Raw genomic sequence first — 13,485 nt, 5'->3', positions numbered from 1 at the left:
TTAAGTAGAAGGAATACAGGATGTTTCAACAAGGCGATCTTTGCCCTCATTGTGGTTTGATTATTGTGATGCCTACGGATCTGCAAGGTGAATGCCTAGGATGCGGCGAAGAAATTAATCAATACCCAGCAGACGATTACGACGAAGAAGAGTAGCTTTACCTACACTTAGATTAAACAAGGCTAGGATAGCCGAATTACTCTCTTTAAAAGGACGGAAAAATGCAGAAAGTAATCTTTAGAAATTGCGATGAAAACTCACCTTATTGGCATGAGTTAGAGGGCTTATTTCAAAGTGAATGGTCTGATTTCAAGTTTAAAGATACATATAAAGAAAACGTACAACTCCCTCCAGTAATAACAGTACTTCGCGATAATGTGGTCATTGGTGGCTTGGCGTATTCCTATTTTCAAGAACCTCACCAAGTTCGTGATGTAGTGTGGATCAACGCTGTGTTTGTCGACCCTCAATGGCGCGGTCAAGGCATTGCCAGTGAACTGATTAATCGTGGTGTCAGACAGGTTTCTTCTGCAGTGCAAACTCAACTCTACGCGTACACCAATATCATGGGTCTCTACCAAGGGCTAGGTTGGTCAATCGTAAATATCGAATCAGAACCGAACCATAAAGTGATGAGTATTGAGCTTAATCGATAAGCTCGGAATAAAAGCCTGATATTAGTTTATCTGCCGTTCGAGTATTGAATTTCTCCCTTTCATCCATAATGCATAAACCTGTTAAATTTTCGTTGAAACTCATGCCGATATCGCCTTTAAATCAAACAACTAGCTGTTGATTAAAACGATCAAGACGATTTATTGCAGCAGTTGTTGAGCACAAAGCCTATATTGACTAGAATGACGCACTTTTTTTATTTACGTACATACAGGTAATGAACATGAGCGATACTAATTCAAGACCAGCTTTACCAGATCATCTTGCAGGCAACCCACGCAGCCCACACCACGTTGCTGAGTGTTTCGAATACCCAATCGGCATTCGTCTAAATGGTAAAGAGCGTACTGATGTTGAAGAATACTGCATCAGCGAAGGTTGGGTTAAGATCCCTTCTCCAAAAGCGCTAGATCGTTTTGGTCAGCCAATGCTTATTACTCTAAAAGGCACTGTAGAAGCTTTTTACATCGACGCATAATCATGTCGTGTGGCTAGCTAATACTTCGAGTAATTAGCTAATGTTTGCTTAATTAGCCAACATCAAGCCACCAAGCGTTATTACCTAAAAGGGTCTAGAGAAATCTAGACCCTTTTTGTTTGCATTGATTTTAGCGAACTTCTTTAACCAATAGCCCAAACCACCTTCATAACTCCACAGATTCAACCAAAATTGTTGTTATTCACTATGCATTCGCAGTAATAACAAAGTTGTTGTTGGTTGATTTATGTTCGCTCGCTCTTTTTGGATTTATTCGTACTCGAAAGTTCTGATGTTTAATTAAACAGATACAAACAAAAATATGAAGCGCAGTCTAATTAAATGAAACTAATATGCTGTATTTAAAGTTATTTTTTGTTAATAACTACCTCTATCACAGAAATTAATCCTGAAGCACATACAATTCCCTTGATTTCGAATGAGCGCTAAATTTTTTCGTTCGAGCATTTAAATTCTTCCTTCGCCCAATAATTATGAGGTTCCTATGTTTGGAATATTCAAACCTATGGCGCATATCGATCGCTTGTCATCAGATAAGATCGATAGCACCTACACACGACTACGATGGCAGCTGTTTCTTGGCATCTTCGTTGGCTATGCGGGGTACTACTTAGTCCGTAAAAACTTTAGTTTGGCGATGCCTTATCTCATTGAACAAGGTTTTAGCCGTGGAGAACTAGGGGTTGCATTAGCGGCGGTATCTATCGCTTACGGCTTATCTAAGTTCTTAATGGGCAGTGTTTCTGACCGTTCTAACCCTCGTTACTTCCTCAGCGGTGGCTTGTTAATGTCGGCACTGGTGATGTTCTGCTTTGGCTTTATGCCTTGGGCAACAGGCAGCATCACTGCGATGTTTATCCTGCTGTTCTTGAATGGTTGGTTCCAAGGTATGGGTTGGCCAGCTTGTGGACGAACCATGGTCCACTGGTGGTCACGAAAAGAACGTGGTGAGATAGTGTCAGTATGGAACGTTGCTCACAACGTGGGTGGCGGTTTGATTGGCCCAATGTTCTTGTTGGGGCTGTGGGCTTTTAACGACGATTGGCGAACCGCTTTTTATGTTCCTGCATTTTTTGCCACTCTCGTTGCTGTCTTTGTTTGGTTTACTGTAAGAGATACACCTCAATCTTGCGGCTTACCACCGATTGAAGAACATAAAGACGATTACCCAGACGACTACGATACGTCTCATGAGAAAGAAATGACGGCGAAAGAGATCTTCTTTAAGTACGTTTTCTCTAACAAACTGTTGTGGTCAATCGCTATTGCCAATGCGTTTGTTTACCTTATCCGCTATGGCGTACTCGATTGGGCTCCAGTTTACTTAAAAGAAGCAAAAGACTTCTCTGTAGATAAATCATCTTGGGCTTACTTCTTGTATGAGTGGGCAGGTATCCCTGGCACCTTATTGTGTGGTTGGATTTCAGATAAGTTATTCAAAGGCCGACGTGCACCTGCAGGTATCTTGTTCATGGTTCTAGTGACAGTCGCTGTGTTGGTATATTGGCTGAACCCTGCGGGTAACCCAACGGTTGATATGTTGGCACTGGTTGCGATTGGTTTCCTTATCTATGGTCCTGTAATGCTGATCGGTTTGTATGCACTGGAACTTGCACCTAAGAAAGCTGCAGGTACAGCGGCTGGTCTAACAGGTTTGTTTGGTTACTTAGGTGGCGCGGTTGCTGCGAACGCAATACTCGGCTTTATGGTTGACCATTACGGTTGGGATGGCGGCTTCATTATTTTGGTCGGCGCTTGTGTAGCTTCAATCATCTGTCTGCTGTACGCCTTCTTAGGTGAGCGTGCGCACCATAAACAAAAAGATCTCGAACGAGAGAAAGAAGCGTTAGCTCAGTAGTGTATTTACTGAATCACATCTATAAATAACAACAGAGGCAGGTATATCCTGCTTCTGTTTTATCAAGGGAAACAATAATGAAAACAACGTCACTGTCTCTGACCTTATTAGCACTAAGCTTATCTGCAAATGCATTAGCAGATCCTTTAGTGATTGCGCATCGCGGTGCTTCTGGTTATTTACCTGAACACACATTACCCGCTAAAGCGCTCGCTTATGCAATGAAACCCGACTACATCGAACAAGATGTCGTGATGACCAAAGACGACCAATTGGTGGTTTTGCATGATCATTATCTAGACCGAGTCACCGATGTCGCGGATCGCTTTCCAACACGTGCTCGTTCAGATGGCCGTTACTACGCGATTGATTTTACGCTCGCTGAGATCAAATCATTAAAGGTGACCGAAGGCTTTAAGTTAGATGAACAAGGCAACAGAGTGGCAGGGTACCCAACGCGCTTCCCAATGTGGCAGTCTGATTTTCGTGTCGCTACCTTTGCAGAAGAAATCGAGCTGATCCAAGGCCTAAATAAGACCTTAGGTTATGACGTGGGCATCTATCCTGAAATTAAAGCACCTTGGTTCCATCGTCACGAAGGCAAAGACATCTCCAAAGCGGTACTTGCGACCTTGCATCAATATGGTTACCTATCGAAAGACGACAAAGTGTATTTGCAGTGTTTCGACGCCAATGAACTTCAACGCATTAATGATGAGCTCATGCCAGCGATGGAAATGGACCTTAAGCTCGTTCAGTTGATGGCCTATACAGATTGGAATGAAACCATGACCTACCAAGGCGACAAAGCAACGCCGTACAGTTACGACTGGATGTTTGAAGCTGGTGGCATGGAAAAAGTGGCGAGTTATGCTGAAGGAATTGGTCCTTGGAAGCCAATGTTGGTGGACAATGCATCGACCAAAGATAACATCATCATTAAACCGTTAATGAAGTCAGCAAAAGACGCGGGCTTAGACGTTCACCCATACACGTTCCGTGCCGACCCAGGAAGAATCCCAGCTTATGCTGATAACTTTGATGGCATGTTGGATGTCTTCTACAACCAAGTCAAAGTCGATGGTGTGTTTACTGACTTCCCAGACAAAGCGGTCGACTTCTTGAACCGTTAATATCCTGCCAATTACGAGCGACTACTAACGAGATATTCAGAGCCAAAAGCACACACTAAATGTACTTTTTGGCTCTCCTTGTACTGGCCTCGAAATCCTACCTATATTCTTCTTTCTCAGCCCACATTTTGATATTCACTCGGTTTACAGCAATAACCTGACTTGATAGGTTACTCCCAATGCAGCCAGATGCTTATTCTATAAGTCTTTATCGGCTCAACCTAATATTGAATTTGGAAAGATCATGGAAGAAAGAAGCAAAGCTTATCTTGATAGCTACCTCAACACATTACCAGCAGACGTTGCTTCGCAATACACCTCTTTTAGTGCCGACTATTACTGTGCTGATGAATACAATGCCAACCTCTGCGCCCAGTTAATTCTCAAGGGTGAAAAACAAGCGTCTTGCAGCCTTGAATATTGGTACAGCCATGAAGGCGAGACGAGACCAGTAGTTGGTCACTTGCAAGTCGTCACTGACTGGGATGGCAAGCCAGTTTGCATTGTAGAGATCACTTCAGTCTCACAGTGCAAATATAACGAAGTGACGGCGGAGTTTGCTGCTGCCGAAGGCGAGGGTGACAAAACACTCGAATGGTGGAAAGAAGCTCACTGGAACTTCTTCTCTCGTGAATGTGAAGAGCTCAAGATCTCACCAAGTGAAGACATGTTACTTATGTTGGAGCGTTTCAAAGTGGTTTATCAATAAAGGGTATTTTGTGTTTAGAAGATCGTGCTCCATAAACAGTAACAAGGTTGTCCATAATGAGCCTAACCGTCCGAGAAGTTTTTATAGGCTCGCTTAAACATTAGATAATTCATCGTATGCAGGAGGCAAGATGACAAAGCTAATCGAATTAACAGAAATAGTCTTATTCGACTGGGGCAATACGCTGATGGTCGATTTGCCAGACGCACAAGGGAAGATGTGTGACTGGGAAACCGTACAAGAAGTGAGTGGTGCTCGTGCATTACTGGGGGAGTTGTCGAAAACTCATCTAGTTTATGTTGCTACCAATGCTGGTGATTCCAGTAAAGACGACATCATTCGAGCCTTTGAGCGTGTTGGCCTGTCTCAATATATCTTGGGTTACTTTTGTAAGGCGAGCATTGGCTTTTCTAAGTTCGAGTCGGGGTTCTATCCTGCCATTATTTCTAAGCTCGGTGTTTCACCACAAGAGATCACCATGGTAGGCGACACTCTAGAGAAAGACATTTACCCAGCACTTGAAGCGGGTTTGCAAGCGGTGTGGTTGAACACGGAAGGTGCTGAGCTTAAGTCACAGCATCCAGGTATCGTACAAGTTCAATCCCTAAGCGAACTGTTGGAGTAGCGCGATTAACTCTCTGATATTAAGTTCAGATAAAGCGCTTGTCCGTTTTGACGTAAACCTCTCATCTCTTTGCTGTTTAATCCTCTAAGCTAACTCTAGTTTCTACTATGAGGGCTAGGTTATGAGTATCGAACGTCATGGAATATCGGTTGGAATTGAACGTGTTAGCGGTGAAACCATCGTTGTGTTTAAAGCGAAAGGCAAGCTTACACACGATGACTATCAAGCAATGATGCCAATTCTAAATACCACGCTAGAAGAACTCGATTCATCTAAACTCAAGATGCTGGTCGATATCTCAACCTTAACAGGATGGGAGTTACGTGCAGCTTGGGATGATTTCAAATTGGGATTAGAGCTCAATTCGAAGATAGACAAAATCGCGATTTATGGTGATAAAAGCTGGCAAGAAATGGCATCAAAAGTCGGCAGTTGGTTTGTGTCCGGTGAGATTAAGTCATTCGAAGACCATGACTCTGCGCTTAAGTGGCTAGTCGATTGATACTATTCGCGGGCAGCTAGAGAGCAGTTCGTAAACATCGCCAATGACAGTTGATGAGCATTGTCTCGAACGCTGTCATTTTTCGTTTTGGCGATGATATTTCCTATTCGATTCAATAGAGTATATTCCTTCCAGCGTGTAACATACCCAGGCTTTGTTTGGTCGCGACTAATGGTGTGGCTTGATTCAGTAAGAACGAGAACTAAAACAGAAATAAGGTCTAACGACATGCATAAGGTAATTGATAAGCTGGCTTGGATATTCATCAAAGACGGCAAGCTGTTGATGGTCAGATCAAAAGGCAAAGAACTGTTCTATCTACCGGGTGGTAAGCGTGAAGCTGGCGAAAGTGATGAGCAAGCACTGGTTCGCGAAATCAAAGAAGAGATCTCAGTCGATTTAGTGCCTGATTCCATCAAATACGTCGAGACGTTTACAGGCCAAGCTGATGGCAAAGCGGAAGGCGTATCAGTGCAATTGACTTGTTATCTTGCTGATTATACAGGCGAACTGTCTCCGGATGCCGAAATTGAAGAGCTTAAGTTTGTGGATGGCAACGACAGAGCGGTATGCTCATTGGCGGCACTGGTTGCGCTTGATTGGTTAGAAGCGAACCAGTATTTGGCTTAAGGTTTTAGCGGCTACTAGCTAATACTGAAGATTGATCTTCAAAAGATCATCGCTTACGAATAGCTTGAAGGGCGGCTGTCTTTCATCAACAGGTCGAGTTTCCTTTGAGCTTTCTTCGTGTCTTGTAAATCCACCACCTCAATCATTTCACACTCATCTCGTACCATCTCATTAATCAGGCTTGGATAGTGTCGGCAATCTTCTGGTCGGTCTAAGTAAATGCTGCATGTGTACTTGGCTTGAGCCTTGGTGTCTTTCGTCGGAACCAGCTCTAGAAAAGGGCAGCGAGTTAAACGTTCGCCAGATTCAGGGTCGAACCAGATCTCGCTTCCTCGAACATATTCAAAGATGTCTGGGTTGAACAACTCCCACAAATCGATCTCTTCTTGAGTTGCGGCAAGGTCGCCATCTCCGTATTTGATACAGCATTTTCCGCATTGATTACAATCTTTCATTATCGACTTCATAAGTTGGTGAGCTTTTATCATTTTACCACTGATAGGCGTGGCACGTTGATTTTGTTGTTCATGGTTATGCCGTTACGGGGCGGGAACTTGGAATAGTGGTACTTAAAATCAATTTATCTATGAACCACCACTCCAATCAAAGATGTAAACAGTGATACAATTTGCGCCTCTCACGTTATTCAAGCAAAGGCATCAAAATGAGAACCGTATACACCACCGAAGGCAACATTAACGCAAAGAAACAAAAAGAGGCTTACCCAAAGCTCGCTTTATGTGACAAGTGCGTTGGTGACTATGTGGTTATCGAGCAAGGTGAACGAACTTACAAGCCTTGTGCTAAATGTGGTGCCGACGATTAATGCGCCTTGATAAATACCTATGTAAAAGCACTGAACTAACCAAGCCTGAAGCGATTGAACGCATCCATAATGGCGAGGTGAACGTAAACAGTGAAACAGTTACTGATGAGTCAGCCCAGGTTCATGAAAGCAACACCATCTTGTTAAATGGCACGCCGCTTAAGTTGCGTGAATTTCGTTACCTCCTGATGCACAAGCTTGCGGGTACTATCTGCTCTAACATCGACGAAGTTTATCCTTCATTGTTCAACTACATCGAGATAGACAAAGCATCAGAACTGCACATTGCAGGGCGCTTAGATGCTGACACCACAGGCTTAGTCTTGATTACCGATGATGGGCGATGGTCATTCAACATCACTCTGCCAACCAAGTCGTGTAAGAAGGTGTATCGCGTGACATTGTCACGAGACATCAAAGACGATGTCGCTGATAAGTTTAAAGCGGGCATTCAATTGCAGGGCGAACAAAAGCCGACGCGTCCGGCAGAGCTCGAGGTGATTACCAGTAAAGAAGTGCTGTTGACCATTACAGAAGGCAAGTTTCATCAAGTAAAACGAATGTTTGCTGCGGTCGGGAATCGAGTTGTTGGCCTACACCGTGAACAGATTGGTCACGTTCGTTTGGATGTTGAAGCAGGCCAGTGGCGTTATCTAACTAAAGCCGAAGTCGACTCATTTCAGCAAGACTCTGAATAAACACCGTAACCACTTAAAGCGTTAAGCGTGTCAGCACAAGAACATCAACACTATAAGGATGTAGGATGGAAAACCTCAAAGTCTCAGAGATTAAGTCTTTCGTACCCTCGAAATACTTCGATTTATCCAAGCGTTTTTACCAGTCAATCGGCTTTGAAGTGAAGTCTGAATTTCACGATATCGCCTATCTACGACACGGCAGTTGTGCGTTCCTTCTGCAAAACTTTTATGAACCTGCGCACTGTCACAATTACATGATGCACTTGCTGGTTGAAGACGTAAAAAGTTGGTATCAAAACATCCAAAACTCTAATGTAGTGTCGGATTTTGAAGTTACCGTTTCCGATTGAGCTTGAATTTGTAACAGACTCGCGCGCATCTTCCCAATATCAAAACAATCCTTGGAGTATTTAGAAATGTTGTTTTCTAGTCTGTCTAAACCATAGGTTCATGGCTCCGAGTTATGTTCTGAACTGCTCAATTTCTTAACCGAGCATAAGAGTGATTTCGAAGAAAAGTTAATCCCTGATCTGTCATACATCGATGATATGGCACATGTGGTGAACGGTATCAAAATCAAAGGCGTTCTCCACATCAATGCGAATCAATACCGACTTCAATATTCGTTTGATTGGGAGCTGTTTCTAGGCTGTTCAGATAGAAACGAAACCGGTGTAGAGAATGGAAGTGTTCTATTCACTCTTGAGGACGATAACGTTCTTAATATCAACTTCCCAAACTACGGTTCTCGAGACACTAGCGATGAGCTCTAGTCGGTTTTTCGTGCGTGTTATACAGAAGGAACAACAATGATAACTATCGAAAGGCTTGAAGATTCACATGTGGCGTTAGTTCAGGCCATCCAACTCGCCGATGAACAGGTTAAGTTCGCTGGTACAGCTGCAGAGTTTTTATTAGACGGCAGTGAAACGACGCACTTGCACGTGATTAAGTCTGATAACGAAGTTGTGGGTTTCTTTAAGCTGGATATCGCTTACGCAGAGCACTACGAATTCTGCCCTGAAGGAAGCATTGGCTTGAGAGCTTTTGTGCTTGATAAAAACCAGCAAGGTAAAGGTTTAGGAACAGGCACGGTGAAGGCTTTGTTTCCGTATTTAAAAGCGAATTACTCAGCGTATGAGTCGATTTACTTAACTGTGAATTGCAAAAATCCGGCAGCATTCAACTGTTATAAGAAAGGCGGCTTCGAAGATATCAATCAACAGTATTTAGGTGGCGCAGCAGGCCCGCAATTTATCATGCGCGGTCGAATTGCTTAGTAATAAATTATTGATGAGAAACACCTGCACAGCTGTATGCAGGTTGAGAGTCTTAAAGAACACGAGAAGGAAATTTGATGAAGGTTCAATATCTTGAAGTGGTTACCCCAGAGGTCGATGTCGTTTGTGCAACATACGCTCAGCTCTACAACGTGAAATTCAGTGGTGCAGATGTGAACCTTGGTGGGGCGCGCACTGCAAAGCTATCTAATGGCGGGGTCATTGGCATTCGAGCACCGCTTCGTGAAACTGAAGAACCAACTGTTCGTCATTACACGTTGGTTGAGGATATTCAGTCTGCAGTAACTGCAGCCGAGAAACTAGGCGCCGAAGTTGCGGTGCCGCCAATGGAGTTACCACGTCACGGGATGTGTGCCATTGTCATTCAAGGTGGCGTCGAGCTCGGATTCTGGCAGTTATAAATGATGTATACCTTTTAGATTGTGACGGACGAGATACTACGATTTATGATGCGACACCTAGTGTCTTTACCTGCTTCATGGCATCATTCCACGCAGCTAAAACCCCAACAAGGTATGTTATGAAACAGAATATTGTCCACATTGCACTCGTGGTAAAAGACTACGATGAAGCGCTTGATTTCTATGTAAACAAGCTTAAGTTTGATCTCATCGAAGACACGTATCTGCCAGAAGAAGATAAGCGCTGGGTTGTTGTTGCTCCACCAAATTCAACCGGTGTGAGCCTGTTACTTGCTAGAGCTTCCAAACCAGAGCAACTCGATTTCATCGGCAACCAAGCTGGTGGACGCGTATTCCTATTCTTAAACACCGATGACTTCTGGCGTGATTACGAACGTATGACGTCTTTGGGCATTAACTTTGTCCGAGAGCCTAAAGAGCAAGGCTACGGCACCGTTGCTGTGTTTGAAGATCTTTACGGTAACTTGTGGGATCTGCTTCAGTTAAATCCTGAACACCCTATGGCTAACAGGTAGATAAGCTTAGCCCACAACCATCGGGTGTTGCGTATTACAAAATGTCGGTTCATTGGGAGTAACGCTTCTCTTTCGTTAGGTTAACCCTCCGCACCGCTAAATCATCAACTTAAGTTAAGGACGCTCATCGTGGAAGAAATCAAAGGCATTCTGCAATTCATGGTCGAGATTGAACAATTAAAGGATGTTCATCGACAGACAAAACCGGTTGGATTGGATCGATATGAAAACTCCGCTGAGCACAGTTGGCACGTCTGTTTGAGCGCACTCATGTTGAAAGACTATGCCAATGAAGAAATCGATATTACCCGAGTAATGAAGATGTTGCTGATTCATGACCTTGGGGAAATCGATGCGGGAGATACCATCATTTATGCCAGTGAAACCGAAGAAAACAAGCTCAAAGAGAGAAACTGCGTCGAGCGCTTGCTGAAATCATTGCCGAGCCATTCAAGAAGCGAGTATTTGGATTTATGGCTTGAGTTCGAAGCCGGTGAGTCACCGGAAGCTAGATTTGGTAAGGCGATCGATAGAGTGCCGCCTTTGCTTCATAACATCCATGGTGGTGGTCATAGCTGGAAGAAGCACAACATATCCAAAGACAAAGTCCTGACCTTCAATGGCGAGCGTATTTCTAAAGGCAGTCGTGCCTTATGGAAAGAGCTAGAAGTGCAGCTTGAAGGTGCTGCGGACAAAGGGCTATTAAAGTAAAAGTTAATTTAGTACCTAAGCGTAACAATAGCTTTAGCTGTTCAATGAGGGAAATCTCGATGGCAACTGATTCAAGATGCATGGCACTTACCTTGTGTCTCATTTCTTTCAAATAAAGATCTAGTGGACAACAATAAGTTCGAGAACCGAGTGATAAGTTGTTAGTATGCATCAACTTTATAAATATTGGTTGGCTTATATAAATGCTTGATAATAAGTATATTAAACATCCTTATCACTGCGAACAGTGTAACGCACTTACCCCGCACCTTGCTGTTAACGCTTCCGATGCTGAATCTAAAGCGGACACTGAATCTGAAAAGAAACAATGGAAGCTAGGCGTGTTGATGGAGTACCTGATGACGTTATTGTTTAAAGGTGACCATAATGTTCCCGGTTTTTATGTCGACAGTGATTACGAATACCAGTGTGAAAAGTGTGGGACTAAGTCGTGGCACTGATTGGGGATGAAAATTTGATTCAACCTTAATTTTTTGAGCTCTAACCCCGAAATCAACTCGCTTAAAGAACTCGTTTGCTTTAAGAATTAGTGAGTTTCAGTCAGGCGTATTATTCCAATTTTGTTATAGAGGACAAACGAGTGATATACCCAAAAGCTTTAAATATTGGTGACAAAATCGGATTTTTCTCACCGTCATCGCCCGCAACGGTCTTTGCACCTAATCGATTTGCTCGTGCTAAACGTTATTTGGAAAAGCAGGGCTTCATTCTAGTTGAAGGTTTGTTAACTGGAGAGTCAGAAGGGTATCGTTCTGGTTCCATTCAAGCGCGAGCCGAAGAACTCAATCAGCTCATTCGAGATCCTGACGTGCGCTGCATTATGTCGACCATTGGTGGTAACAACAGTAACTCACTGTTGTCATACATCGATTATGATGCCCTTAGAGACGACCCTAAGATCATCGTCGGCTATTCAGATGCCACAGCATTACTGTTAGGCATCTACGCCAAAACTGGATTGGTGACTTTTTATGGCCCTGCACTTGTTGCGTCATTTGGTGAGTTCCCGCCATTAGTCGACGAAACCCTCCAATCGTTTACTGACATCTTATGCTCGGATTCAAGCCAACATCAGTACACGATGCCTGAGAGTTGGACGGACATTAAACACGATTGGGAAACTCAAGACTCTGCAAAGCCAGTTTACAATAACGAATGGCACTTCATGGGAAGAGGTCAAGTAAGCGGTCGCGTGATTGGCGGCAACCTGAGTACGATGGCCGGGATTTGGGGCAGCGAATACATGCCAGAAATTCAGTCTGGCGATATTCTGCTTATTGAAGATTCACTAAAAGGCATTGAAGCGGTCGAGCGTTCATTCGCGCACTTATTGGCTTGCGGAGTATTCGATAAAGTAGGCGCTATTGTACTCGGCAAACATGAGTTGTTTGATGATAAAGGGACAGGGCGAACACCACTCGATGTACTTCTTGAAGTGCTGAACGGTAAAAATGTCCCGATCCTGTATGGCTTCGACAGTTGTCACACCCATCCCATGCTAGTCACGCCACTAGGTGTGCAAGGCACTATTGATTTTGATGACCAAACATTCAAGCTTCAAAGCCAATGGTTAGCGTCGAGTTAACCTAAACTGATGATAATAAGACGCATTAGAAAAGTGATCCTCTCTGCAAACTGAGAATCGAATCGCGTCTATACTGACATGGGTTCCGTCGCTGATTTTAGAAGTGGCGCTATGAATGTAAGTTTGATTAGGTTAAATCTCTGAGGTGACGATGAAAAAATTACTACCACTATGCGCCATTTTACTCTCTGCATCATTTTTAGCTGCGGCTTCTGATGGTTTGATTAAATACCAAAGTAATTACTCAGTGAAAGAGACCGCTGACCGCTTTGAAGAACTCGCTATAAGCAAAGGTTTGACATTGTTTGCGCGAATTGACCATCAGAAAAACGCGAGTAAGGTCGATCTTGAATTGAGACCAACGGAAGTCATCATCTTTGGTAACCCGAAAGTAGGGACACCATTAATGCAATGTGCTCAAGAAGTCGCGATAGATTTACCGCAGAAGGTGTTAGTCACTGAAGATTCAAATAAGAAAGTATGGTTGTCTTACAACGATCCTAATTACTTGGTAGAGCGTCACGCGATCAATGGCTGTGACGAGGTCGTTAAGAAAGTATCGGGTGTACTAAGCAAGCTATCAGAAGCGACAGTGGCGAAAAAGAAAGCGAAATAACCAAGACCAATTAGCACTCATTAAGACTATTAATGGGTGCGACTTGACGAGGATATAGCTTCCCAATCAACGTTTGGCTGCATTGACAACTAAGCAACAATATATAAAAATAGTTTTATGAAACTGAATTTAGCGCCATCTCATAGACAGAACCTTAAG

At 43.5% G+C, this 13,485-nt stretch carries 20 protein-coding genes and 1 pseudogene; 20 read left to right on the top strand and 1 reads right to left on the bottom strand.

The genetic code is table 11. The features are described 5' to 3' along the window. Window positions 1–20 precede the first annotated feature (20 nt). The 9 genes from AB4371_RS07495 (at window position 21) to AB4371_RS07455 (ending at window position 6,631) form a co-directional block, all read left to right on the top strand. On the top strand, window positions 21–155 hold the full coding sequence (locus tag AB4371_RS07495) for a hypothetical protein (protein ID WP_276605522.1): 135 nt from the start codon (window positions 21–23) through the stop codon (window positions 153–155). A gap of 66 nt (window positions 156–221) precedes the next feature. Beyond that, on the top strand, window positions 222–656 hold the full coding sequence (locus AB4371_RS07490) for a GNAT family N-acetyltransferase (protein WP_017059203.1): 435 nt from the start codon (window positions 222–224) through the stop codon (window positions 654–656). Window positions 657–898: 242 nt separating this feature from the next. Next, window positions 899–1,153 (top strand): DUF3297 family protein, encoded by a 255-nt coding sequence (locus AB4371_RS07485; RefSeq protein ID WP_017059204.1) that lies wholly within the window; start codon window positions 899–901, stop codon window positions 1,151–1,153. A 505-nt stretch (window positions 1,154–1,658) separates the two neighbouring features. Then, the gene (gene glpT / locus AB4371_RS07480; protein ID WP_029235560.1) at window positions 1,659–3,032 is read left to right on the top strand and encodes a glycerol-3-phosphate transporter; all 1,374 of its coding nucleotides are present in this window, start codon (window positions 1,659–1,661) and stop codon (window positions 3,030–3,032) included. 77 nt (window positions 3,033–3,109) lie between these two features. Continuing rightward, complete coding sequence (glpQ, locus tag AB4371_RS07475; RefSeq protein ID WP_102393697.1) at window positions 3,110–4,165, top strand: glycerophosphodiester phosphodiesterase; 1,056 nt, start codon at window positions 3,110–3,112, stop codon at window positions 4,163–4,165. Window positions 4,166–4,409: 244 nt separating this feature from the next. After that, the gene (locus AB4371_RS07470) at window positions 4,410–4,874 is read left to right on the top strand and encodes an ASCH domain-containing protein (RefSeq protein ID WP_017059207.1); all 465 of its coding nucleotides are present in this window, start codon (window positions 4,410–4,412) and stop codon (window positions 4,872–4,874) included. A gap of 130 nt (window positions 4,875–5,004) precedes the next feature. Then, window positions 5,005–5,499, top strand: a complete 495-nt coding sequence (locus AB4371_RS07465) for an HAD family hydrolase (RefSeq protein WP_065583633.1) — start codon at window positions 5,005–5,007, stop codon at window positions 5,497–5,499. 121 nt (window positions 5,500–5,620) lie between these two features. Beyond that, window positions 5,621–6,001, top strand: a complete 381-nt coding sequence (locus AB4371_RS07460; protein ID WP_017059209.1) for an STAS/SEC14 domain-containing protein — start codon at window positions 5,621–5,623, stop codon at window positions 5,999–6,001. A gap of 228 nt (window positions 6,002–6,229) precedes the next feature. Next, window positions 6,230–6,631 (top strand): NUDIX domain-containing protein, encoded by a 402-nt coding sequence (locus AB4371_RS07455; protein WP_017059210.1) that lies wholly within the window; start codon window positions 6,230–6,232, stop codon window positions 6,629–6,631. A 53-nt stretch (window positions 6,632–6,684) separates the two neighbouring features. On the opposite strand, the gene AB4371_RS07450 is transcribed toward AB4371_RS07455, so the two are convergent. Further along, on the bottom strand, window positions 6,685–7,086 hold the full coding sequence (locus tag AB4371_RS07450) for a YkgJ family cysteine cluster protein (protein WP_017065706.1): 402 nt from the start codon (window positions 7,084–7,086) through the stop codon (window positions 6,685–6,687). A 209-nt stretch (window positions 7,087–7,295) separates the two neighbouring features. Here AB4371_RS07450 and AB4371_RS07445 point away from each other — a divergent pair, with 209 nt between their 5' ends. The 11 genes and pseudogenes from AB4371_RS07445 to AB4371_RS07395 all read left to right on the top strand — a co-directional run bounded on the left by AB4371_RS07445 (window position 7,296) and on the right by AB4371_RS07395 (window position 13,326). Continuing rightward, window positions 7,296–7,457, top strand: coding sequence for a hypothetical protein (locus AB4371_RS07445; RefSeq protein WP_017059212.1), 162 nt, complete (start codon window positions 7,296–7,298; stop codon window positions 7,455–7,457). After that, entirely contained in the window at window positions 7,457–8,155 is a 699-nt protein-coding gene (locus AB4371_RS07440; RefSeq protein WP_372149357.1) for a pseudouridine synthase, read from the top strand. The genes AB4371_RS07445 and AB4371_RS07440 overlap by 1 nt, the downstream gene beginning before the upstream one ends. Window positions 8,156–8,220: 65 nt before the next feature. Next, window positions 8,221–8,502, top strand: a pseudogene (locus AB4371_RS07435) (glyoxalase); the annotation flags it as partial. A 126-nt stretch (window positions 8,503–8,628) separates the two neighbouring features. After that, window positions 8,629–8,928: a hypothetical protein gene (locus AB4371_RS07430; protein ID WP_240698158.1), complete on the top strand. Its 300-nt coding sequence runs from the start codon at window positions 8,629–8,631 to the stop codon at window positions 8,926–8,928. Window positions 8,929–8,964: 36 nt separating this feature from the next. After that, entirely contained in the window at window positions 8,965–9,435 is a 471-nt protein-coding gene (locus AB4371_RS07425; RefSeq protein ID WP_017070703.1) for a GNAT family N-acetyltransferase, read from the top strand. 77 nt (window positions 9,436–9,512) lie between these two features. Beyond that, window positions 9,513–9,857 carry a VOC family protein gene (locus tag AB4371_RS07420; RefSeq protein ID WP_017061800.1) on the top strand — a complete coding sequence of 115 codons (345 nt, stop codon included), beginning with the start codon at window positions 9,513–9,515 and terminating at the stop codon, window positions 9,855–9,857. A gap of 119 nt (window positions 9,858–9,976) precedes the next feature. Continuing rightward, window positions 9,977–10,393, top strand: coding sequence for a VOC family protein (locus AB4371_RS07415; protein WP_017061801.1), 417 nt, complete (start codon window positions 9,977–9,979; stop codon window positions 10,391–10,393). A gap of 129 nt (window positions 10,394–10,522) precedes the next feature. Next, window positions 10,523–11,104 (top strand): HD domain-containing protein, encoded by a 582-nt coding sequence (locus tag AB4371_RS07410; RefSeq protein WP_102321002.1) that lies wholly within the window; start codon window positions 10,523–10,525, stop codon window positions 11,102–11,104. Window positions 11,105–11,307: 203 nt separating this feature from the next. Further along, on the top strand, window positions 11,308–11,565 hold the full coding sequence (locus tag AB4371_RS07405; protein WP_102393703.1) for a hypothetical protein: 258 nt from the start codon (window positions 11,308–11,310) through the stop codon (window positions 11,563–11,565). A gap of 140 nt (window positions 11,566–11,705) precedes the next feature. Then, window positions 11,706–12,710 carry a S66 peptidase family protein gene (locus AB4371_RS07400; RefSeq protein WP_372149355.1) on the top strand — a complete coding sequence of 335 codons (1,005 nt, stop codon included), beginning with the start codon at window positions 11,706–11,708 and terminating at the stop codon, window positions 12,708–12,710. 151 nt (window positions 12,711–12,861) lie between these two features. Then, the gene (locus AB4371_RS07395; RefSeq protein ID WP_017061805.1) at window positions 12,862–13,326 is read left to right on the top strand and encodes a DUF302 domain-containing protein; all 465 of its coding nucleotides are present in this window, start codon (window positions 12,862–12,864) and stop codon (window positions 13,324–13,326) included. The last annotated feature ends 159 nt before the right edge of the window (window positions 13,327–13,485 follow it).

The organism is Vibrio sp. 10N.261.51.A3 (genome assembly GCF_041471965.1).
Lineage (GTDB): Bacteria > Pseudomonadota > Gammaproteobacteria > Enterobacterales > Vibrionaceae > Vibrio > Vibrio crassostreae_C.
The sequence above is the reverse complement of the archived record's forward strand: the minus strand, read 5'-3'. Positions and strand labels throughout refer to the sequence as shown.